Raw genomic sequence first — 24,548 nt, 5'->3', positions numbered from 1 at the left:
GACTATTTTTTGTCTTAGAAATAAAATTTATAAGTTTTGTAAAAACAAGATATTAACTAATAAAATAGGGAGAAATTAAGAAAAAAACCAGATAATTATCTTTAATAGAATGAAAAAATTAAAAAAATTCTTTTCAAACTCATATATAATATACATAGAGAGAAAACTTTCGGAGGAAAAAATAAAAATGAAAAAATTATTAACATTATTAGGTAGTGTTGGAATGGTTGCCGCAACGGCTGCAACAGTTGTTGCATGTAGCAAACCTAAAGAAGAAGAAAAATTCGACGCAACAGTTGCACCAACAGGAACTAATGAAATTAAAGTTAAAAACGATGATTTAAAAACTCATACAGGTGTAAAAGCTATTGAAGTTGATAAAGACGGTAAAGAAATTAAAGAAGCTGAAAAACAACTTTTAAATGTTACAGCAGTTCTTGCACCAGCTACAGGAACAGAAGCGTCAACACATAAATTAATTAAATTTACAGCAAAAGACAAAGCAGGAAAAGCATTTATTAAGTTAAGTGGTGTAAAAGCTGAAAAAGCTGGTGAATCTGAATTATTTGGTACACTTTACAAAGTAAATATTGCTAAACATGATATTAGTAAAGGAATTGAAATAAAAGCATATAGAGGTGAAACGAAAGCTGAAGTTGAAAAATTAATTCATGATGAAATTTCAAAAAAAGCTAACGGAGCAACTCTTGCATTAACAACTGACTATACAATTACAGGATTAGTTGAAACACTAGTTGGAAGCGAAGAAGTAACAGTTAAGGCTGCCGCAGATTCAAAAGTTATTACAGGTGAATTTAAATTTACAGTTTCAAAAGAGGCTAAACCAGATGATAAAACTGTTAATGTTGCTGCATTAAAAACTGAAATTCAAACAAGTTTAACAGCAGCAGTTGCTGATGGGCAAGCAGCTATTGTAAAAGTTAAAGCTGTTTTAGCTAATGCAACTTGAAGTTCGAAAGTTACTGGAACAGTTGTTGAAAAAGCTCAAGCTGAAAAAACACTTACTGTTACATTAACACCAGCTGAAGGATTTACATTAAACGGTACTTCACCATTTGATGTAACTTATACAACAGCCGCACCAGTTGATAAAACTGTTGATGTTGCTGCATTAAAAACTGAAATTCAAACAAGTTTAACAGCAGCAGTTGCTAATGAAACAGCAGCTATTGGCAAAGTTAATGCTGTTTTAACTCATACTAATTGAAATTCAAAAGTTACTGGAACAGTTGCACCAAAAGCTCAAGCTGAAAAAACACTTACTGTTACATTAACACCAGCTGAAGGATTTACATTAAACGGTACTTCACCATTTGATGTAACTTATACAGTCACAACTGGAAAATAACAATCTAATAGTTCTTTAAATTATCATAATTTAAAAATAAATTAGGTTATTCGCAAATTAATTAGATTAATAGATTTAATAGTTATTAAATTTATAACCACTTTATTAAATTAGTCGATATAAATACAAATTATAAAATTCTTAATTTAAAGAATATGTATTTATTTTAAAAGCTTTTATTAAATATGAACCAAACTTATCACTTGTCAGTTTATTGACAAGAAAATAAGTTTGGTTTTTTATATTCTAATATAAGTAATTAAAATGAAACATTATATTGTTGACTTAATCTAGTTTTTCTTGACTAAGATCTATAACTCAAACAATTTTTATTTCATAAAACATAATTAACATAATCAAATATGGTAAAACACAAATGGATATAAAAAACACCAGATTACTGGTGTCAAAATACATAGACATTTTTTTATTAAACTAGATAAAAGATCTTAATGTTGAAGTTGAAATCTATTTAAAAACTGGTCTAAAATTAGTGGGTCAAGCTGAAGTTAATTTATTAGCAAAGTTTGCACTATTAGTAACTCTAGCAACATTCCATTTTGAAATATCTTGACTAAACGCTTGTGCATTATTAAACATTTTTTTCATATTACTTACTTTTGAAACATCTCATTTCGAAATATCTTGATTAAATTTATGTGTGTTCTCAAACATAGCTTGCATACTAGTTACTTCTGAAACATCTCATTTTGAAATATCTTGATTAAATTGATAGGCATCATAAAACATTCATTCCATATCGGTAACTTTTGAAACATCTCATTTTGAAATATCTTGATTAAATTTATGTGATCGGTCAAACATAGCATGCATGCTAGTTACTTTTGAAACATCTCAATTTGATATGTCACCATTAAATTCAGCTGTTCTATAAAACATTCTAGCCATACTAGTCACTTTTGAAACATCTCATTTTGAAATATCCCCATTAAATTCAGCTGCATTATTAAACATGTCATCCATATTGGTAACTTTTGAAACGTCTCATTTTGATATGTCACCATTAAATAATAGGGCTCTTTTAAACATTTTCTTCATATTAGTCACTTTTGAAACATCTCATTTTGAAATATCGCCATTAAATAATACAGCATCTTCGAACAAGCCTTCTAAACTAGTTATTTTTGGGTTGATATAGTTTGGTACTTTTGTAACTTCGTCATGAACTCGTAGTGCTTTACCGGTCGCATCTCACCCAAGATGAGTAATTTCGGAAACTCTCACATAAAAACCAGAGCCAGAACCTATTTCTACTGTATCGCCGAATTGGTGGTGTCACTTGTTTGTTGTTGGGCTTAAGCTTCTATAAATATTATTGGTTAATGTACAATCAACTGAACCTTGGAAGTTTGGTGATGTTGGAGTTGCAATAATAGTTAAACCATAAGCTGTCCCAATTCAAGTGAAATCGTTCACTGTAAGATTCAAGTTTGGATTATTATCGTTTAAAACACGGGCAATAGCTGCGTTATCAGATTCGTCGCTCTGTTTTACAATTGTTTTTAGATCTCTTTTGTCTAATGGAATTTCATTTAACATTTTTTTAATTGCAAATGTAATGTTTACAACACCTTGATAAATTGGAGAACTAGCTTTAACGCGAATTTGAGCCCCAATTGCAGTTGGGTTTCCAACAATTTCTAAATCTTCTTTGAATAAATTTTTATCTTGGTTTATTTGAATAAATTTGTCAAGAATTGCTTCTGGTTCATTATGATTCATACTACCCAATGCTAAACTCAATCCAGCAACACCCCCAAGGATTTTTTTAATTGAAAAACTTACATCAACAGCGCCTTTATGAGTTTTTGTATCGCTTAAAATTTCAATTGTTGCCTCATTATCTGTTGAGGCAACAATTTTTAAATGGTTAATTGTTAAACCTTTAAATTGTGGGTTTTTACCAATAAAAGCAGCTTTAATTGAACTATCAGTTTTGTCATTTAAACCTCCTAAATTGGTTTGAATCTTCAAACCATTAATTGTTGTTCTTTTTACGATGTGGAATTTAAATTCACCCTTAAGTCTGACACTAGTTGATTTTGCTTTAACTGTAATTTCTCCAGTGTTTGCAGATCCACGTAATCCAAGAACTTCATAATCTCGATCCATTACTGCCCTTGGTGCAATTTTGATAATTTCTCTATGAATATTTGCTTTGATAGCTTCTTTTGTTGTTCCATCATGAGCTTCAACTTTTGTTTTAATACTTTCAACATCTAATTTTGATGTTTCACCACCACAAGAAACAACAGCTGTAGCTGTTGTTGCGGTCATCCCGATACTACCTAGTAGTCCTAATAATTTTTTCATTTTTTACCTAATTTTTCCTTTACCGTTTCTCTTTGAAATTTCGTTTTCTCTTCAAAATTTTCATTCGTTTTACAAAATACATAATAAAGGAATTTTAAAAAATAAAATGCTTTTTTGAATTTTTTGAAAAAATATTTATAGGTTTTTTAGAGGCGAGAATTTAATTGTTCAAACTCACAAAAATTCAAAAATTCAAAAAAAGCAAAAGTTTAAATCATTTTGAAATTTTTATGGCAAATATTGGCAAAAAATTCAATTTTTTTGTCATTTCTAAAAAATGAAAATCGTGTTAATTAAAAAGTTTGAATTTGAATCCAAGAGCGTTACAAACAGAAATGGTGTGTTGAATAGATAATTAATTATTTTAATTGCTTTTGAGATATCTTAACAATATAGTTCATTTTTTTTGCATACATACCTATTAGATTGTTATCCAAAAATTTAAGAACTTTTAATTTTAAAATTTAAAAGTTTTTTGATCAAAGAATAAGTGAGCAAGACGAAGTACGATTTCTTAATTAATGAAATGAATATGAACAAGATCATAACAATATCTCATTTTGAACTATCAACATTGACTGGAAAAACCGGACTAAGCATCATTAGATATTAATAAATTTTGAACTGTTCTAATCTTGAAACTTCAAAACAAAGAAACAATTTTTATAAAATTGCTCAAAACAAGTAATCTCGGTCAATTTCTTCACATCTAATTTTGTAATCAGTTAGCGTAAAAAACATCTTTTTCATTTTTTTAAAAAGTTGAAAAAAACTATTTTTTTTATCAATATTTTCAACAAAAATCTTAAAAAGCCTAAAATAACCTTTTTTTTCGCTTTTTTATGATTTTCATGGGTTTAGAAAATAAAAATTCAGATAGTAAATAAACCCGAAAGATTTTTTAAAAAAGCGAAAAAAAGCATTTTATTTTTTAAAATTCCTTTATTATGTATTTTGTAAAACGAATGAAAATTTTGAAGAGAAAACGAAATTTCAAAGAGAAACGGTAAAGGAAAAATTAGGTAAAAAATGAAAAAATTATTAGGACTACTAGGTAGTATCGGAATGGTTGTTACAACAGCCGCAACTGTTGTTGCGTGTGGTGATGAACCCAATCAAAATTTCGATTTAAAAGTTGCCCCAACAGGCACACACAGTATCGATGTTAAAGCATCTTTAGTTGATAAATATAAATCAATAACAGTTTTAGAAGTGAACAAAAATGGTGAACCACTTTCATCAGATGAGAAATTATTAGATGTTAAGTTTGTCCCTAAACAAACAACAATGACTCGTGATGGATCTCAACCAGCTCCAGCAAAAATCACAGTTATGGCTAAGGAAAAAACAGGAAGAACATTTTTCAGGTTAAAAGGAATTGATGCTAGCCCAAAATCAAAAGGTGAAAAAGTTTGATTTGGACAAGTTTTTTCAATCAATATTGAAAAAACTAATATTCGTGGAGTTAGAATTATAGCTTATAATAGTGATACTCAAGTTAACATTGAAGCTCGAATTAATGCTGCAATTAGCAGCAAAATCAATGGTCAAAAAATCGTTCTAAATCGTGATTATACAATTGAAGGATTAAGCAGAATTGTTAAAAGAGGAACTGTAACAGTTAAAGCAAAACCAGACTCTAAAATTATTGAAGGTAGTTTTACTTTCGATGTAGTTACAGATACTAGACCATCAATTGCAAAAATTGTGATCCCAACAACTTATGATGGAGAAGGTCAAGCAGGAATTCGCGCTAAAATTCAAGCAGAAATCATCAAAGTTGCTCCAACTGCAACTTTTAATAATGATTATGTAATTGCCGGATTATTAAGCACAGTTGTTGGTGGAAAAGTAACAGTAACTGCTAAAGTTGAATCAGGCAAACTGAAAGATAGCTTCACATTTGAGATTATTGAACGTAAATTATTGACAGATGCTGCAATTCCAACAATTGAAATTGCTGAACCAAAAGCAAGTGTTGAAACTAAAATTCAACAAGCACTTGAAAAATTAATTGCAGGAGCACAAAAAGGTGTTGACTATACAATTTCAAGATTAAATGAAATTGCAATGCCTGGATCAACAATCACAATTTCAGCAATTGTTGGTTCAACAAAATTGAAAACACCAAGTGCAATTACTTTAGAAGTTGGTAAGGCAAATATTAGTATTATTAAGAAACCAACAATTGCTGCAGGTTCAGATCTAGATGCGCATAAAGAAACTATTTTAACTGAGATTCAAAAATTACCTGGTTGTTCAGAAATTGTAAAAAATGATTTAACATTTGCTGGTGCAACACATGCTGGATCAAGAATTACAGTTACTCCATCAACAGCTTCTGGTGTTGCAAAACTAACTGGAACAATTTCAATTGTTGTTGAAAAAGCAGATATTACAAAATCTCTACCTTCTTATACTCAAGGTGTATCAATGCAAGGAATCAAAGATTGATTCACTGGCAATGAAATTAAAAGAATTGCTGGTTGTTCACAAATTACTCAAAACGATCTAGTGTTTGAAGGTTCAACTGGGGCTGGGGGAATCATCACGGTTATTCCATCAGCAGCTGGGGCTGCAAAACTAACTGGAACAATGACAATTACTGTTGCAAAAGTTGGTATTACTGGTACTGCAATGCCAACTATTGCTGCTGGAACACCGAGAGATGATGCAAAAAGTGCTATTTTAAGAACTATTCAAGCAATTCGTGGTTGTTCAGAAATTACAACAGATGATATTGATTTGGCAGGTACAACACATGCTGGAACAACAATCACTGTTACTCCATCAACAACATCTGGGACTTCAAAACTAACTGGTTCAATTACCATAATTGTTGCTAAAGCAGCAATTGGTGCTATTCCCAAACCAGTCATTCAACCAGGTTCAGATATTGAAGCTCATAAAACAACTATTTTAAATACAATCAAGGGATTACCTGGTTGTGATCAAATTCAAATGGGTGATTTAACATTTGTTGGATCAACAAATGCCGGAGCAACAATCACTGTTACTCCATCAACAACTTCTGGAACTTCAAAACTAACTGGAACAATTTCAATTGTTGTTGAAAAAGCAAATATTAATGGTGTTATTGCACCATTAATAATTCCGGGAGTATCAGTGGATGATGTAAAACAAACAATTTTAGAAAAAATTCGAAATCTTCCTGGTTGTTCAACAATTGCCAAAACTGACCTTACTGTAACTGGTGATGTTGGAGGTAGAATTAATGCTGGAACAGAATTAACTATTACCCCATCAACAGCTTCTGGAGCTTCAAAGCTAGAAGGATCTATTACAGCAAGAGTTGGTAGAGCAAACATTTCTGATGTAATAGTTCCAACTATTCCTGCAGGGACAACAGATCAAAATGCGAAAAGTATTATTTTAACTGAAATCCAACAAAAATCTGGTTGTTCAGCAATCAGTGGTGGTGATATCACTGTGACTGGTGAAGCTCTTGCTGGAGAAACATTAACAGTAACGGTATCAAATGCTGGAACACCAAAACTAACTGGAACAATTACAGTGATTGTTGATAAAATAAATCTTGAAAATATTGCACCACCAACAATTGTTGCAGGTACAAACCCACAAGATCATAAAGCTACAATTTTAACTAGAATTCAAGCAATATCTGGTGGGAGAGCAATTACAAATGCAGATTTTGAAATAATAGGTTCAAGCACTCCTGGTGCATCAATCATTGTTAGACCAACTAGTGCTGGTACTGCAAAATTAACTGGTTCATTTACAATAAATATAAATAAAGCAGATATCAATGCTATTAGTAAACCAACTATTCTTGCGGGTTCAGACATAAATGATCACGAAACAACTATTTTAAATAGAATTAAAGAATTAACTGGTTGTGGTTCAATCACAGTTGATGATTTTGAACTAATTGGAACAGTAAATCCTGGTGCATCAATCATTGTTAGACCAACAAATGCCGGATCTGCAAAATTAACTGGTTCATTTACAATCACTGTCCAAAGAGTTGATATTTCTACTATTGCAATGCCAACCATTACTTTGGATTCAAACTTTGTAACAGCTAGTGCATCAATTGTAACTGCCATTCGAGGAATACCTGGATTATCAACAATTACAGCTGATGATTTAGACATTACAGGTTCAACTACTGCTGGAGCAACAATCACTATTAAACCTTCATTAAGCGGTTCTACAAAACTGTTAGGAACTAGAACAATTGTTCAGGGCAAAACAAGTATTGCTACTGGAGTTGGTACAATCGTGGTCAATGCTGGGACAAGTTTTGAGGTTGCTAAAACAACTATTTTAACTCAAATTCAGGCATTAACTGGATTATCAACAATTACAGCTGATGACTTGGACATTACAGGAACATCAAATGCTGGAGCAACAATTACTGTTAACCCATCAGCAAAAGGAAGTTCAAAAATGACTGATTCATTCACAATAACTGTAGGTAGAGCAAGTATTGCAGGTGTTACTCCATCAGCAATTACTGTCGGTACAACTCCAGGAACATATATGACAGGCGTTTGAAACTTAATTAAAAACTTACCTGGTTGTTCACAAATTACGATGGCAGATCTAGTGTTCGTTGGATCATCAGCAACTGCTGGAAACCAAGTTACTGTTAACCCATCAACAACTGGTGCTGCAAAATTAATCGGAACAATTACAATTCAGGTTGTTGCATAATCTCTTGAATGTGAATAAAATTCTTTTTGACCATTCAATTCTTTCTTAAAATGTATTTAATAAATGCATTATTAGATGATAAATTACCTTCTTATTTTAAGAGAAATTGAATCAAAAACGAAATTTAAAACCCAATCAGAAATTATTAAAGTCCTAGATTTTTATCAATATCAAGCCAAACATTGTTTGGCTTTTTATTTTTTAAATAATCATGATTAAGAATTGTTATTCACTGATCAAAATGATTAATTTTTAAAGCAAAGAAAATTGTAATCAACTTTGTTTTTCATTTTACGCTTATTTCTTGTATAATTTAAAAGTATTATTGGGCTGATACTCAAGTTGGTTAAGAGGGCACCCTGCTAAGGTGTTAGGTCGATTTTCGGCGCAAGGGTTCGAACCCCTTTCAGTCCGCCAGTTAAATACAAAAAACCATCATTGATGGTTTTTATTTTGCTTAAAAATGATCATGGTGTAGAAAAAGTTTTTTTAATTTTTTGTAAAAAAAACTTTTATTTTCTAAATTTATTTTATATACTTAATAAGTATTAATTGAGTCGTAATTTTATTTTTTGAGAGAGAAATCAAAATTCAACTTAGCCAGTTTTCATAATAATTTTTGAAATTCCTTCCGGGTGATGTTGCTCAATTAATGTCAAAAGCCATCTTTGATGGCTTTTTTTATACACCAAATAATTTGCAATCATTTGCTAGTTGAGATCTTGTTTGTGTGTTTTAAATTAATGATCATCAAAATTTGTTATTTATATTATTTTGATGGATGACTTTATTGTGAATTAAATCAAGTGATTGGTATAATATTAAATATGAATTAAGGTTGTTATGGAAATAAAAGAAAATAAAATTGATAGATATCGACGTAAACGAAAAAAGACACTTGCTGATGCTTTTATGAATAATATTTTTGCAATTAACAAAAGTGAAAAAACAAAAATCTTACACCTTTTAAAAAAGCATAATGTTGAATCACTTTTGTTTTACACAGATTTGCGTAACTTGGAATTCATTATTCAAAATGGGATTAACACGTTAAATAACTTAACCCTCCCTGAAGAAAAATATTATTTTGTTTGATCATTTCATCAACATGAAGAATCGATTGATTTAGAATTTGATAATTCATCACGAGCTTACTTTTGGAAATGAACAAATGATATTCAAGGGTTTGATCCTAAAACAATGGCCGTGATTGGAATTAATCCCGAACGATTAGCTGAATTAACCCAAAAAGATTGACTATTTGATTTTGCTCAAAGTTTGGTCAATATTCCAGAAAATATTTATCCAGAAACTTTTGATTGACTATTAGTTCAAGATTTGAAAATGTATCAAATTATTAAAAAAAGAATTAACGAATTAAAATTAAATATCGATGTCTATTTAGGCAATGATGGGATTGTCAAAATTGAAAGAAAGCAACCAGAAGACCACAACACATTAAATTCCACAACCAACAAAACGATTTGGAATCAAGAAGGAGAACAATAAAATGAAAAAACAACAATTAGAAAAAATTACCCCACGAGATAAGAATTTTTCACAATGATATACAGACGTTGTTTTGAACGCAAAACTAGTCGAATATGGTCCAGTTAAAGGAACAATAATTTTCCGTCCATACGGTTATGCAATTTGAGAAAATATTCAAAAGATTTTAGATCTTGAATTCAAAAAAATTGGCGTGGAAAATGTTTATTTTCCATTACTAATTCCCGAATCATTATTTAATAAAGAAAAATCTCACATCGAAGGATTTGCCCCAGAAATGGCAACAGTCACCCAAGTTGGAGATAAAATTTTAGAAGAAAAATTATTTATTAGACCAACTAGTGAAGTTTTAATGGCTAACTTCTTTGAAAAAGAAGTTAAATCATATCGTGATTTACCATTGCTATATAACCAATGAAATAACGTGATGCGTTGAGAAAAAACCACCCGTCCATTTTTAAGAACAAGTGAATTTTTATGACAAGAAGGTCACACCATTCATAACAATCAAGAAGAGGCAAAAAAATTAACATTAAAAATTTTAGAAATTTATAGTAATTTTGCCAATGATGTTTTAATGATCCCAGTGATTAATGGACAAAAAACTGAACATGAAAAATTTGCTGGTGCTCAAGAAACATATACCATTGAATCATTGATGCATGATGGTCAAGCTTTACAAGCTGGAACATCACATTATTTTGGCAATAATTTTTCCAAAGTTTATGATATTAAATTCCAAAATAATGAAGGTAAATGAGAATATGCATATTCAACTTCTTGAGGAGTTTCAACAAGATTAATTGGGGCAATTATCATGAGTCATTCAGATGATTCAGGTTTAGTTTTACCAAGTAAAGTTAGTCCGATTCAAGTCCAAATTATTAATGTCCAAAATACTGATCAAATTCAAGATGTAAGTACAAAACTACAACAGGAACTTGATCAATATCGTATCAATATTGATCAAAGTGATAAAAGTTTTGGATTTAAAATTTCAGAAGCTGAAATTAAAGGAATTCCGGTTAGAATTGAAGTCGGCCCTCGTGATCTAGAAAATGGTCAAGTGACAATTTCAAGACGTGATACTAAAGAAAAAATCTTAGTCAAACTTGATCAAGTCAAAACAACAGTTGAAGCAATGATTAAAGCCTATGATCAAAACATTTATCAAATTGCTTTAGACAATCGTGAACAACGCACAAGTCATGCTGAAACAATTGAAGAATATCAAAAAATTTTAGACACAAATCAAGGTTTAGTTTTAGTTCCGTTTTGTGGGGAAATCGCATGTGAAGAAGATGTTAAGAAGAAAACATCAACAAATTCACGTTGCATTCCATTTGGAGTTGAACAAACCAAAGGTAAATGTTTTAACTGTCAAAAAGATTCAACATTAAGAGTTTATTTTGCAAGAGCATATTAGGAGATAAATCAATGGGTAAAAAATTTTATGCAGTTAAAGCTGGCAGAAAAACTGGAGTTTTTGAAGATTGAGACGAAGTTCAAAACTATATTAGTGGTTATAAAAACGCTGTTTTTAAATCTTTTAAAACCCCACAAGAAGCTTGAGACTTCATGAAAAATAAACCCTCAATGACCCCTGAAAAACCAATCATTTCAAAGAATTTTGAAATGATTGAAAATGCTGATTGTGCACTAGCTTATACTGATGGGAGTTTTGATCCACTAACCAACACTTATTCTTATGGCACTGTGATTCTGTGAAAAGACAAGGTAATTAAAATGTCCCAACGATTTGATAATCAAATCATTGTGGCCTTGAGAAATGTGGCTGGTGAATTAGAAGGCGCTAAGCGCGCGATGAAATTTGCCCAATCCAATAAAATTAAAGAATTAATTATCCATCATGATTATGTTGGGGTGGCCAAATGATCACTTGGTCAGTGAAAAGCAAATTTACCATACACCCAAGAATATGTTGCATTTGCACAAAATATTCAAAAGGATGTTAAATTAAATTTTGTTTGAGTCAAAGGTCATAGTGGTGATCATTATAATGAATTGGCTGATCAATTAGCTGGTCAAGCGACTTTAAAAGAATACAGGAAGGTGAATTAAAATGCGTGAATTTAGTTTAAGAATGATTGATGGACAAGAACTTCAAGTTTATGAATGAAGTGATGTCAAAAAACCAAAAGCAGTCATTCAATTGTTGCATGGTTCATGTGAATTTATGCTGAGATATGCTGATTTTGCCAAAGCTATGAACGCCAAAGGGATCATAGTTGTTGGTGATGATCATCGTGGTCATGGCAAAACTGCACAATTACATGGTAAGAAAATGGGATTTTTTTCTAATCATAATGGGTGAGAAAAAATTGTCAATGATGAAAAACTTGTCAATGACTACATCCGCAAGAAACATCAAGGATTACCAATCTTCATGTTAGGACACTCAATGGGAAGCTTTATGGCCAGAACTTATGCGATCAAATATTCTGAAACGATTGATGGATTAATCATTATGGGAACTGGAGAACACGCGATTTTGATGACTGGTGCAGCATCAATGATTGCGAGAGTCCACCAACTAATTGGTGGACCACAAACTGATGATAAATTACTTTGAAAATTGACATTTGCTCCATTAAATAAGCATTACAATAAAGTGAGTAATGCCAATGGTAATGAATGATTAACCAGAAATGTTGATGCTCAATTAGAGTTTAAAAATCACCCTTTAACTGGCAAAAGCGTCACCACATCAGGGTTTAAAGATATGTTTGATGGGATGACTTTTGTTGCTAAGAAAAAGTATATAAAATTAATGCGAAAAGATTTACCAATCTTTTTGGTCGCTGGAGATAAGGATCCGGTCGGAAATTATGGTAAAATGGTTGATAAAGTTCAACGTAAATTTATTGCTTTAGGTTTCAAATCTAAAATTAAACTTTATTCAAATTTAAGACACGAAATTTTAAATGAACCAGAAAAAGAAGAAGTAAAGAAAGATGTTGTTGAATTTATTGAACAATATCTTTAAGGAAGGGTACTATGGACAAATCTAAAATTCGTAATTTCAGCATTATTGCACATATTGATCACGGGAAGTCAACTTTGGCGGACCGGATTTTAGAAATCACAAATACGTTAGAAAAACGCGAAATGCAGGAACAAATTTTAGATTCAATGGACATTGAAAGAGAACGTGGAATCACCATCAAACTGAACTCAATTCAACTAGAATATAAAGCCAAAGATGGTGAAAATTATACATTTCATTTAATTGACACCCCAGGACATGTGGATTTTAGTTATGAAGTTTCTCGTAGTTTGGCAGCTTGTGAAGGTGCGATTCTGGTTGTTGATGCAACCCAGGGGGTTGAAGCCCAAACACTGGCCAACGTTTATTTGGCATTAGAAAATGATTTGGAAATTATCCCTGTGATTAATAAAATGGATTTACCAAGTGCTGATGTTGAAAGAGTCAAAAAAGAAATCGAAGATACAATTGGGTTGGATGCTAGTGATGCACCATTAATTAGTGCCAAAACTGGGTTGAATATTGTCGATGTTTTAGAAGCAGTTGTGGCCAAAATTCCTTACCCAATTGATGCAGATGATAATAAGCCATTAAGAGCTTTAATTTTTGACAGTTATTATGATAAATATCTTGGCGTTGTGATGTCAATTCGTGTAAAAGAGGGTACAATTAAAGTTGGAGATAAAATCCATTTAATGTCAACAAATGCTGACTATGAAGTGACAGCTGTTGGAATTAAAACTCCAAAAATTTTAAAAAAAGGTGAATTAGAAGCTGGAGAAGTTGGTTGAATTGCCGCTTCGATCAAAACAATTAAAGATATTCACGTTGGAGATACAATTACTAAAACTGATAACCCTGCGACAATTCCACTGCCAGGTTATAAAAAAATGAAACCCATGGTTTATTGCGGAATTTACCCTTTAGACACTAATAAATACCAAGACTTTAAAGAAGCATTAGAAAAAATTGAACTATCAGATTCTTCTTTAGTTTATGAACCAGAAACATCACAAGCATTAGGGTTTGGTTTTCGATGTGGTTTCTTGGGATTATTACATATGGAAGTAATTCAAGAACGTTTAGAACGTGAATATAATTTAGCTTTGATTGCAACAGCCCCATCTGTGATTTATAAAATCCATTTGACTAATGGTGAAATGATCGAAATTGATAATCCGGCAAAAATGCCGGATCCTCAAAAGATTACTAAAATTGAAGAACCATTTGTCAATGTGAAAATCATGACCCCAAAAGATTACATTGGGGATTTAATGAACCTTTGCCAAAATAAATTAGGGATTTATAAAGACTTGGAATATGTTGATGATAATCGAATGATTTTAATTTATGATATGCCGTTGGCAGAAATTATTTTTGATTTTTTCAATAAATTAAAATCAATTTCCAAGGGTTATGCATCATTTGAATATGAATTAATTGGTTATAAAGAATCAAAACTTGTCAAAATGGACATCCTATTAAATGGTGATATGGTTGATGCCTTTTCGATGATTGTCAATTCAAAATTTGCTTATCAAAGAGGAGCTGCTTTAACTAAAAAATTAAAAGAATTGATTCCAAGACAAAATTTTGAAGTGCCAATCCAAGCAGCGATCGGAAACAAAGTGCTTGCCAGAGAAACAATTAAAGCATATCGAAAAGATGTAATTTGAAAACTTCATGCAGCTGATATTTCACGAAAGAAAAAACTGTTTGAAAAACAAAAAGAAGGTAAAAAAAGAATGAAAGAAATTGGAAACGTTGAAGTTCCCCAAGAAGCTTTCATCGCGGTGCTAAAACTGGACGAATAAGGAGGAGAATATGAGGAAAAAATTTGTTTATATAGATTTATTCAAATCTTTAATTGAAGAAGAAATTTTACTATTAAAATATAATCCCGATGTTAACGAAGACCCGAAAGTCAAACAAATGATCCATTTTTGAGACTCAACTCATGATATTATCGCTTTTAATGCTTGAGTCAAAGAAGAGATTTCCAAACTCGAACTCGAAACTTTTGTCCCAAATGATCTTGACGAAACAAGAGAACAAGATGAATTTTTATGAGAAATGTTATTGCTCAAACAAAATACCTTAATGGATGTCATTTTAACTTTCAATTATGAATATGAATTAGTCAAAAAGGTTAAAACCTTTGCAACATGACCAGAATATGAACGAATTAGATTAGCTTATTTACACCAAATCCGAAATTTTTACGATCAATTCCGTGAAGAATTGAAAGAATTTAATGCGCCATTTTTCATTCATCAAGGTATGAAAACTGTTAAAGAACATATTGATAAAATTCCTGAAACAGTGATACGCATTGATGAAACTCTTTTTGCATCCAAAGATTTACATGAATATTTATCAGACCTATTAGATTCTTTAGAAAATTTAGAATTATCCTTAAATGATCAAGAATTAGAAGCTGCCAATACCATTGTGAATTGAATGCTTTATGTTGCCGGAATTTTGTATAATGTTTTATTGATGTCTGAAAAATTTGCAATTGTTGAAGACAAAAAAAGAGGAATTGAATTAACAGAACAATTTTATGAAATTGTTGAAGAAAGAGAAGTACGTTTAGAAATGTTAAAAATGATCTCTGATCAACCTAAAAATTAGATATCTAAGAAAGGTGGTTACAATTGGAAACATCAAACATAATAGCGATATTGTCTTTATCGCTTTCAATATTGATCGCTTTATTTGAAATAATAAAGTATTTTATTGATAAAAAGGAAAAGGACAAAATTATTCAAAAACAAAATGAAATTGAAGAAAATTATTTAAACCTGGAAAAAGAACAATTAAAAATTTTAAAATTAGATCAAAAAAACACAAAAACAATGTCTAAAATTATCGATAAAAAAATAGGCAATTCATTCGAAAAAATGGTGACGATATTATCTGAAAGAAATGAATCTCATCAGCGATTTCAAGAACAAATTCTTCAAAAAGTTGAAGAAATGTGAACACATTCTCAATTTCATGAAGATTATAAAAAATTTAAAACCACATCTTCAATAATTAAAGAAACATTAAAGCGAAGTAAAATGAAACCAAAATAATTTTGTATACTATAGTTGTAATAGATATAACAAAAATATGTTAGAAAGGTGATGAAAATGGCACAAAAAAAAATTAATGAATTTGATTTATTTTTAATTAATAATTTTGCTAATAATGAAAGCGAATGGAATAAATTTACTCCATTGTTTGCTTCCAATTTTTTAGAAGATTTTTTTAAAAATTTAAATTATATGCAAGCACAACTAGATGTTTTTAAAAATAGGAAAAAAAAGGAAATTTCTTTAACAGAAAAAAGGAAATTAACTAGAATTCTAGCCATCGCAGATTTGAGTGATTGTATTCATGTTTATAATGAAGACAAACAATATTGAATTGATATAGTTTCTATTGACAAGAAATTCAAAAAAGCATCAAAAGAAACATCTGTTTTAATTTCAAAAACAGTGGCAGAAATGGAAAAAGAATCATTGAAAAATTTTGATACTTCTTTTGAAAAATTAGAAAAAAGCTTCAAAACACTTATCACATTTGTCAAAGAAATCGATTTCAGAAAAGAAGTTTATATTAAATTACTATTAGAAAAAGAAAAAGAAACAAAAATAATTTCTTCATATGAATATACAAATAATTTCTATTAAATATTTTCACTTTTTGTTCAAAATAATAATTTTGAACAGACCTAAAATAAATTTGTAAAAAAGCCATAAGGAGTAAGTATGACAAAAAGAAAATTTGATGAATTTGATACATTTTTAATTGATAATTTTGCAAATAACGAAAATGAATGAAATAAGATCACTTCATATTTTGTTGCAAATTTTTTAGAAAATTATTATCAAAATTTAAATTATATGAAAACACAACTAAATGTTGTAAAAAATAGGAAAAAACCGGAAATTTCTCAAACAGAAGAAAACAAACTTATAAGAATTCTTGCAATTTTAGAGTTAAAAAAATGTATTCATATTTATAGCGAAGATAGACAATATTTTGTTGACATCGTTTTGATTAGAAAAAAATTTAAAAAGGTTTCAAAAGAAAAATCTAATTTAATTTTAGAAACTATTGCAGAAATGGAAAAAGAATCTTCAACAAAATTTAATACTTCTTTTGGAGAATTAGAAAAAAGTTTTAAAGCACTTATCTCATTTATTAAAGAAGTAGAATTCAGAAAAGAAGCTTATATCAAGTTGCTATTGGACAAAGATAAAAAAATCACGATTGCTCCGCTATCTGAGTACACACATAATTTTTATTAAACATTTGAAAGGCTTTCTATATTTAAAAAATTTTGTTGATTAAGAGATTAATCAACAAAATTTTTTTAGATAAGCTAAAATAATTAATCGCTAATTTATTATAGGTGATTAGTGGTTTTTTTCTTGTATAATCAATAGGTTATAAAAATTATGAAAAATAAAGGAGAACAAAATGACAAGACAAAAAATAATTAATATCGCAGTTATTGCTCACGTTGATGCTGGTAAATCAACTTTAGTTGATGCTTTTCTAAAACAAAGTGGAGTATTTAGAGAGAACCAAGAAATGGTTGAGCAAGTAATGGATTCAAATGATCAAGAAAGAGAACGTGGAATCACAATTTATTCAAAGAATTTATCAATTCAATATAATGACATCAAAATTAATATTGTTGATACTCCAGGCCATGCTGATTTTTCAAGTGAAGTTGAACGTATTATGAAAACTGTTGATACAGTTATTTTACTTGTCGATTCAAGTGAAGGGCCAATGCCACAAACAAGATTTGTGTTACATAAAGCTTTGGAATTAGGATTACGACCAATTTTATTTATCAATAAAATTGATAAAAAAGATCAACGTGCTTTAGAAGTGGTTGATGAAGTTTTAGAACTATTTATTGAATTGGGTGCCAATGATGAACAATTGGAATTTCCAACTTTATTTGGAGTTGCCAAAAATGGAATTGCCCAATTTAATATGGACACACCAAGTGAAAACTTGAACCCATTGTTTGAAACAATCGTCACTCAAGTTGGAACTTATCCAATTAAATTAGCTGAACAACCATTATTAATGCAAGTTTCAACTTTAGCTTATGATTCATTTATTGGAAGATTAGGAATCGGAAGAATTTATGAAGGAGTGGTCAAAGAAGGCCAAACTGTCGCCATTTCAAGAAGTAATGGAACAGTTAAAAATGCTCGTATTTCTAAATTAATGGTTTATCAAGGTTTGAAAAGAGTTGCAGTTAGTGAAGCTTATGCTGGAGATATTATTACTTTTGCCGGAATTGAAGATATCGTGATTGGTGATACTATTTCTGATCCAAATAACATTCGAGCAATGGACACCATCCACATCGAAGAACCAACTATGTCAATGAATTTCTTAGTTAACACTTCACCATTTGCTGGTAAAGTTGGTAAATTTGTCACATCAAGAAACATCAAAGAAAGATTAGAACGTGAATTAGAAGTTAACGTCGGATTAAAAGTTGAACCATTAGAAAATTCAAGTGTTGAAGGGTTTAAAGTTTTAGGACGTGGAGAACTTCACTTATCAGTTTTAATTGAAACCATGCGTCGTGAAGGTTTTGAATTAGGAATTTCAAAACCTGAAGTTGTAATGCACAATGATGCTCAAGGTAATTTACTTGAGCCCATGGAAAAATTAATTGTTAACGTCCCAGTGGAATATTCTGGAACTGTGATTAATAAACTAAACCAAAGAAAAGGTTTAATGCTTGATATGGACAGTGATGGGGTGAGAGATAAAGTAACTTACAACATCCCTTTACGTTCATTATTAGGGTTTAGATCAGAATTTACCAATGATACGCATGGTGAAGGAATTATGGTGCGTAGTGCCAACGGTTTTGAACCTTATAAAGGTGAAATTGAATCACGTCTAAACGGGGTGATGGTGTCAATGGCCAATGGAAAAACTTTAGCTTATGCTTTAGGAAATCTTGAAGAGCGTGGAATTTTATTTGTCGCTCCTCAAACTGAAGTTTATGAAGGGATGATTGTTGGTCAACATTCACGCGACAACGATTTAGATGTTAACCCAACAACTGGAAAAAAATTAACCAACACTCGTTCAAGTGGAACTGATGATTCAGTAAAATTAACCCCATTCAAAAAAATGACTTTAGAACAAGCTTTAGAATACATCCAATGAGATGAATTAGTTGAGGTCACTCCAATTGATATTCGTTTACGTAAAAAATGATTAACACAAAACGAACGTAAACAACACCGTAGCGATAAAAAATAATTTTAAAAAATTTGCATCAAAATTCCATTTTACACACAAAAAGCGTGTAAAATGGAATTTTTTTAGTTTATTTTGGTGTTTTTGGAATTATAAAGTAAAATATAAAAAAGGATTAGTAAATTATGGGATCAATTAAAGAAGTATTAGATATTATTGCTCGTGATTCGATTGACAAAACAACACAGCATATTGCTCAAGAAATTATTAAAGAATATTATAATGGTAACTTTATGAGCCAACAAGAATTAAGTAAAAAGGCGTATACAAGTATGTCAACCATTACTAAATTTGCTCAAAAAATTGGTTTTACAGGTTATCGAGAATTATTGTTTTCTTTAAAATATGAAAATGAACAATACGCTGGACAAATTATAGGTTACAAAGATAGCGATGAAGATTTAGAAACTCACATTCTGAATCAAACTAAATTTTATCGTAATATTCTCTTACAAAACGCCCCGTTTATCGATGCATTTGCTAAACATTTAGCAAAAACTAAAAAATTGGTGATTTTTAGTTCTTATCAAACTCACCGAAATGCTGATCTATTAGTGCAATTGTTAAGTCCTTTAGACATTGAAATTCGTTATTCAAATATTCGTGCCAATGATGTTCTAATTGGTAAAAAAGATTTTGAAAATTGAACAATTTTAACTTTGATTTCTGGTCAAGATAATGCTTTTATGGTCGAAATTTTGAAGCTAGGGATTCCAAATGCAATTAAAAAGAATAATTTATTTTTAGTTTCTTCTAAATCACAAATGGAAAAAGTCCCTTTATTTAAAGAATATATGATTACCCCATCAACTAAAATGACTGGAACATATTATTCTCGCAGTATTTTACTCGATATGATTGCGACCTTGATTTTGCGAGAATACAAAGCACTTTCTAAATAAGGTAGTGAATATATATATTTACGATGAAGTAATTAAAATCACCTAGTAAAACACTTTAAAAATCAATTATTTTTTTTATTCTAAAAAAAATTTTATAAAAAACACTTTCTAATATTGAAAGATTTTTTTTGTTTTCCTAAAAAAAAAAAAAAAAACAATCGAGTACTAAAATAATCGTGAGAGAAAATTTCGAAATTTTTGCAACTTATTGCAATTGAACAAAAACAAAATATATTTAACAAAATAAAATTAAGCGATGCTTAGATTTTAAAAAGGAGAAGTAAATATGAAAAAAACCATTGATGAAAAATTTCTTTGAGGAGGTAGTTCTGCCGCCTTCCAAATTGAAGGTGGATGAGATGCAGACGGTAGAGAACCATCTGTTCTAGATACAAAAATTGATATTCCAAAAAATATAACAGATTTTAAAGTGGCCTCTGATCATTATCACCATTGAAAAGAAGATATAAAATGAATGAGTGAAGCTGGCTTTAAGAGTTATCGTTTTTCAATTTCATGATCAAGAGTTTGGAGTTTTAAAAATAATGCACCAAATAAACCAGGGATTAAATTTTATAATGACGTAATTGATGAATTAATTAAATATAAAATCGAACCAATTATTACGATGTACCATTTTGATTTACCTGATCATCTACAACAACAAGGTGGATGATTATCGAGGGCCACGATTGATGAATTTGAAAGATATGCTAAATTATTAGTTGAAACTTTTGGTAAAAAAGTTAAATATTGATTAACAATCAATGAACAAAATATGATGTCACTTGTCCCTGAGGCGCTTTATGGTAAAAAAGCTATAATGAAAGAAACTTATCAAAGTAATCACCATATGTTTTTAGCACAAGCAAAAGCTATCAAAATAGTTCACCAATTAAGCGATAGTTTAGTTGGCCCTGCTCCAAATATTAATTCAATCTATCCAAACAGTAATAAACCTGAAGACTATTTAGCAGCAATAAATTTTGCCAATATTAGAAATTGATACTATTTAGATGTACCAGTATTTGGTAGATACAATGAAATTGTGTTAGATTTATTAGCAAAAAATAATTCAATGTTTGACATCAAAGAAGGAGATATGGATATTCTATCTGACCCTTTATCAAAACCAGATTTTATCGCTTTTAATTATTACACAACAGCAACTGTTAAAGCTTGAGATTTAAGTGAAGATGATAGTTCAAATTCATCAGTTAAAAGTGATCAACAATCTCTATTTGGAATTAAGAATTGGTTCCAAAGAATTGATAATTCCAACTTACCTAAAACTCAATTTCAATGAGAAATCGACCCTTTAGGATTTAAAACTACTATGCTAGAATTGACAACTAAATACCATTTACCATTGTTATTAACAGAAAATGGTATTGCAGCCCTTGAACAATTAGATGAAAATAATGAAATTAATGATCAATATCGAATTGATTTTTATACAGCACATTTGAAACAAATGTTTGAAGCTATGGAAATGGGAGTTGATTTAATTGGTTTCAATCCATGGAGCGCAATTGATCTTGTTTCTAGTCATCAAGGAATGCTAAAACGTTATGGATTTATTTTTGTTAATCGAACTGATGATAATTTAAAGGACATGAAACGTTATCCTAAAAAGTCTTTTTATTGATATAAAGAAGTCATTAAGACAAACGGGAAAAACATAAAATAAATAATAAACATTGTAAAATACTTCAAATTTAAAAGTATTTTAGAAAGGATGATAAAAAAATGGAAAAAATTGTCATTTACTCTCCAGTTGATGGAGAGATTAAACAAATAGAAAAAATTTCTGATCCAATTTTTGCTGAAAAAATGCTCGGTGATGGTTTCTATATTGAACCTAAAAACAATAAAATTTTTAGCCCTTTTGAAAATGGTGAAATTATTAACATTTTTGAAACTAAACATGCAATTCATATAAAAGCTGATCAAGGCCCGATAATTTTAATGCATTTTGGGTTGGAAACTGTAAATCTAGCAGGACAACCATTTAACATGAAAGTTAAAAACGGGCAAAAAATTAATTTAAAAAATGAATTAGTTGAAGTCAATTGAAGCGAAATTAAAAAGAAAAAATTACCCACTTCAACACCAATGGTCATCGATCCTAATGACAACCCAGGTTGAACAATTGGAGATATCAAATATGGATTAGTAAAACAAGGTGAACCAATTGCAACGCTATCTTATACCCAACCAAAAGTTGATAAGGAAGCTTATAAAGCCAAACCTATCAATCTAAAAGAAGCGTTGAAAAATGGAATCAGGTTTACTAATCGATATGAAGAATTAGCTAGAAATATTTATGATCTTGTTGGTGGGAAAACTAATTATAATAGATATTATAATTGTGCAACTCGTTTACGATTCACTATCAAAGATGAGAAACTAGTAGACGTCAATAAAATAAAAAAAATAGATGTTGTAAAAGGTATTAGTTGAAATAAGGGTGAGTTCCAAGTCATAATTGGTGGCGAAGTTGAAAAAGTTAAAGATGGTTTAGACAACTATCTAATGCGTTTACAACAAGAACCAGACTTTGTTTTAAAAAACCAAAAGGGTTATAAAGAAAAACAAAGTTTTGGAAAATCAATTTTAAATTTAGTTAGAGGTATTGTATTGCCATCAATCCCGATCATGATTGGGGTTGGTATACTAAATGCTATGTCAGCCGTTTTACAACAAACTGGAGCAATTCAAAATGTTTCTCCAAGTGCTAATTTTGGTTCTTACACCTTAGCCACCCAACTTGTATATCTAATTGCGGGTGGAGCTACATTATTTATGGGAATATTTTTTACATATAATGGTGTGAAATATTTTGGTGGTAATCCTTTACTTGGACTTACTATGGGGTTAATTTTAACAGCCCCAGTTATATTTAAAGGAAATCTATCTTATAATCAATTAACTGGTGGTATGACAGCGACTCCTTGAAGTTTACCTATATTAACTTCGAAGATTGATGGTCTTGATTTTGTATGAATGAAAATAGGACCATCACCAGGTTCGCTTCTTACTTGTTCCATTATTGCTTACATAACTGTTAAAGCAGAAAAATATGCGAAAAGAACATTTCCTGATTGAAGTTTAACTTTAACAGTTTCTACATTTACTATTTTTGTAGCTTCAATATTGGCATTCTTTCTAGTTGGTCCACTTATTTCCGTTGTCGAAGGTATCATAGCATATTTATTTTCTTGAGTTAATAAGATTCCTTATGGACTTTCAGTTGCCGTCTTTGCCTTTTTTTGAGAAATCTTAGTAATTTGGGGGGCGCATTTCGCATTAATATCTGTTATTAATCAGCCAATGTTAAATGACCCCGATCCTTATATTCAAGGATTAAAAACAATCGATATAATGGTTGGTATTGCGGTAGCGGTTTTTGGTCAAGTTGCAGCCGCTATGGGATTTTTATTCACTACTAGAAATGCGTCAATTAGACAAATATTAGCTTCTGGTATTCCTATCGGATTATTTGGAATTCCAGAACCAGAAATTTTTGGAATTAATTTACCGAGAGTTAAACCACTTTTCTTTGGTTGTACAGGGGCCGCCATCGCTGGATGAGTTGCTGCTATAATGGGGGCTAAATTTTATCCTGGAATTAAAACAGGAATGGGAGGGGTGTTGTCACTCTTAAATGCAAATGGTCCGAATGGAGACACCAAATCCTTAATAGCAACCTCGGTTGGATTTATCCTTTCTTTTGCTATTCCAATATTATTAACTGCTTTCTTTTGTAAAGAAAGACCTAGTGAAAAAACAGGTCTTTATCAAGCAACTAAATCATTAAATCGTTTCTTAGACAATAAAAATGTGGCTATGGATGCTAAATTACAACAAGAAGTTGATGATTTAAAAACTTTCTACAACAATAAAGAAGTAACAAAAAAAATCAAACTTTTTGAAAATCACATGGCCAAAATTCAATCTTTAGAAAATAAAATTAATATTTTAGAAACTAAAAATTTAGAGCGTAAAGAAGCTTTAGCAAAACGTTTTTCTAGAGTTCAAGAAAAATTAGAAGAACAAAAAAATGTTGATCAAATTATGAAAAAATTAGATCAAATTATAAATAAAATTAACACACCAAAATATGATGCTAAAATTGCCGAGTTAGAAAAAATGTTACAACAAGCACGTGATAATAATGCCCCAATTGAGGCAGAAGTTGAAAGATTAACTCAAGACAACATTTTAAAAGTTAAAAAAATTGGTGATAAAGTACACAAATTAACAAATTCTGAACTAACAGAAAAAATTTCTAATAAATACTATAATGCGATTAATTCGGTTTATATTAATTATGGATTTACTTCTAAAAAAGATGTGAAATTTTCAAAATTAGAAAAACAAGAACTAAAAGCAACAAATACTAAATAACAATTATATTAAAGATAGGGGG

16 protein-coding genes and 1 tRNA gene are annotated in these 24,548 nt (G+C 30.2%); 16 read left to right on the top strand and 1 reads right to left on the bottom strand.

Translation table 4 applies throughout. The features are described from left to right. The first annotated feature begins 187 nt into the window (after nucleotides 1-187). On the top strand, nucleotides 188-1,369 hold the full coding sequence (locus ELUMI_RS04370) for a lipoprotein (RefSeq protein WP_025734838.1): 1,182 nt from the start codon (nucleotides 188-190) through the stop codon (nucleotides 1,367-1,369). A 468-nt stretch (nucleotides 1,370-1,837) separates the two neighbouring features. On the opposite strand, the gene ELUMI_RS04365 is transcribed toward ELUMI_RS04370, so the two are convergent. Further along, the gene (locus tag ELUMI_RS04365) at nucleotides 1,838-3,703 is read right to left on the bottom strand and encodes a BspA family leucine-rich repeat surface protein (protein ID WP_025734837.1); all 1,866 of its coding nucleotides are present in this window, start codon (nucleotides 3,701-3,703) and stop codon (nucleotides 1,838-1,840) included. A 1,029-nt stretch (nucleotides 3,704-4,732) separates the two neighbouring features. On the opposite strand from ELUMI_RS04365, the gene ELUMI_RS04360 reads away from it, so the two are divergent. From ELUMI_RS04360 to ELUMI_RS04290, 15 genes are all read left to right on the top strand, one after another. Continuing rightward, nucleotides 4,733-8,401 (top strand): lipoprotein, encoded by a 3,669-nt coding sequence (locus tag ELUMI_RS04360; RefSeq protein WP_025734771.1) that lies wholly within the window; start codon nucleotides 4,733-4,735, stop codon nucleotides 8,399-8,401. A 327-nt stretch (nucleotides 8,402-8,728) separates the two neighbouring features. Continuing rightward, a tRNA-Ser gene (locus ELUMI_RS04355) sits at nucleotides 8,729-8,818 on the top strand. A gap of 426 nt (nucleotides 8,819-9,244) precedes the next feature. Then, nucleotides 9,245-9,910, top strand: coding sequence for a hypothetical protein (locus ELUMI_RS04350; RefSeq protein ID WP_025734772.1), 666 nt, complete (start codon nucleotides 9,245-9,247; stop codon nucleotides 9,908-9,910). A 1-nt stretch (nucleotide 9,911) separates the two neighbouring features. Continuing rightward, on the top strand, nucleotides 9,912-11,336 hold the full coding sequence (gene proS, locus ELUMI_RS04345) for a proline--tRNA ligase (protein WP_025734773.1): 1,425 nt from the start codon (nucleotides 9,912-9,914) through the stop codon (nucleotides 11,334-11,336). Nucleotides 11,337-11,347: 11 nt separating this feature from the next. After that, nucleotides 11,348-11,992 carry a ribonuclease H1 domain-containing protein gene (locus tag ELUMI_RS04340; RefSeq protein ID WP_025734774.1) on the top strand — a complete coding sequence of 215 codons (645 nt, stop codon included), beginning with the start codon at nucleotides 11,348-11,350 and terminating at the stop codon, nucleotides 11,990-11,992. Between the two features lies 1 nt (nucleotide 11,993). Then, on the top strand, nucleotides 11,994-12,917 hold the full coding sequence (locus ELUMI_RS04335) for an alpha/beta fold hydrolase (protein WP_025734775.1): 924 nt from the start codon (nucleotides 11,994-11,996) through the stop codon (nucleotides 12,915-12,917). 11 nt (nucleotides 12,918-12,928) lie between these two features. Beyond that, on the top strand, nucleotides 12,929-14,731 hold the full coding sequence (lepA, locus tag ELUMI_RS04330; RefSeq protein WP_025734776.1) for a translation elongation factor 4: 1,803 nt from the start codon (nucleotides 12,929-12,931) through the stop codon (nucleotides 14,729-14,731). Between the two features lie 10 nt (nucleotides 14,732-14,741). After that, nucleotides 14,742-15,551 (top strand): hypothetical protein, encoded by an 810-nt coding sequence (locus tag ELUMI_RS04325; RefSeq protein ID WP_025734777.1) that lies wholly within the window; start codon nucleotides 14,742-14,744, stop codon nucleotides 15,549-15,551. A 23-nt stretch (nucleotides 15,552-15,574) separates the two neighbouring features. After that, nucleotides 15,575-15,997 carry a hypothetical protein gene (locus ELUMI_RS04320; protein ID WP_025734778.1) on the top strand — a complete coding sequence of 141 codons (423 nt, stop codon included), beginning with the start codon at nucleotides 15,575-15,577 and terminating at the stop codon, nucleotides 15,995-15,997. 57 nt (nucleotides 15,998-16,054) lie between these two features. Then, nucleotides 16,055-16,597 carry a hypothetical protein gene (locus ELUMI_RS04315; RefSeq protein WP_025734779.1) on the top strand — a complete coding sequence of 181 codons (543 nt, stop codon included), beginning with the start codon at nucleotides 16,055-16,057 and terminating at the stop codon, nucleotides 16,595-16,597. Between the two features lie 78 nt (nucleotides 16,598-16,675). After that, on the top strand, nucleotides 16,676-17,218 hold the full coding sequence (locus ELUMI_RS04310) for a hypothetical protein (protein WP_025734780.1): 543 nt from the start codon (nucleotides 16,676-16,678) through the stop codon (nucleotides 17,216-17,218). Between the two features lie 172 nt (nucleotides 17,219-17,390). Further along, nucleotides 17,391-19,217: a translational GTPase TypA gene (typA, locus tag ELUMI_RS04305; RefSeq protein WP_025734781.1), complete on the top strand. Its 1,827-nt coding sequence runs from the start codon at nucleotides 17,391-17,393 to the stop codon at nucleotides 19,215-19,217. Nucleotides 19,218-19,339: 122 nt separating this feature from the next. Next, nucleotides 19,340-20,116, top strand: coding sequence for a MurR/RpiR family transcriptional regulator (locus ELUMI_RS04300; RefSeq protein ID WP_025734782.1), 777 nt, complete (start codon nucleotides 19,340-19,342; stop codon nucleotides 20,114-20,116). A gap of 286 nt (nucleotides 20,117-20,402) precedes the next feature. Continuing rightward, on the top strand, nucleotides 20,403-21,806 hold the full coding sequence (locus ELUMI_RS04295) for a glycoside hydrolase family 1 protein (protein WP_025734783.1): 1,404 nt from the start codon (nucleotides 20,403-20,405) through the stop codon (nucleotides 21,804-21,806). Nucleotides 21,807-21,865: 59 nt separating this feature from the next. Beyond that, nucleotides 21,866-24,526 carry a glucose PTS transporter subunit IIA gene (locus tag ELUMI_RS04290; protein WP_025734784.1) on the top strand — a complete coding sequence of 887 codons (2,661 nt, stop codon included), beginning with the start codon at nucleotides 21,866-21,868 and terminating at the stop codon, nucleotides 24,524-24,526. Nucleotides 24,527-24,548: the final 22 nt, after the last annotated feature.

It is taken from the genome of Williamsoniiplasma luminosum, from assembly GCF_002803985.1.
Classification (GTDB): domain Bacteria; phylum Bacillota_I; class Bacilli_A; order Mycoplasmatales; family Mycoplasmataceae; genus Williamsoniiplasma; species Williamsoniiplasma luminosum.
The sequence above is the reverse complement of the archived record's forward strand: the minus strand, read 5'-3'. Positions and strand labels throughout refer to the sequence as shown.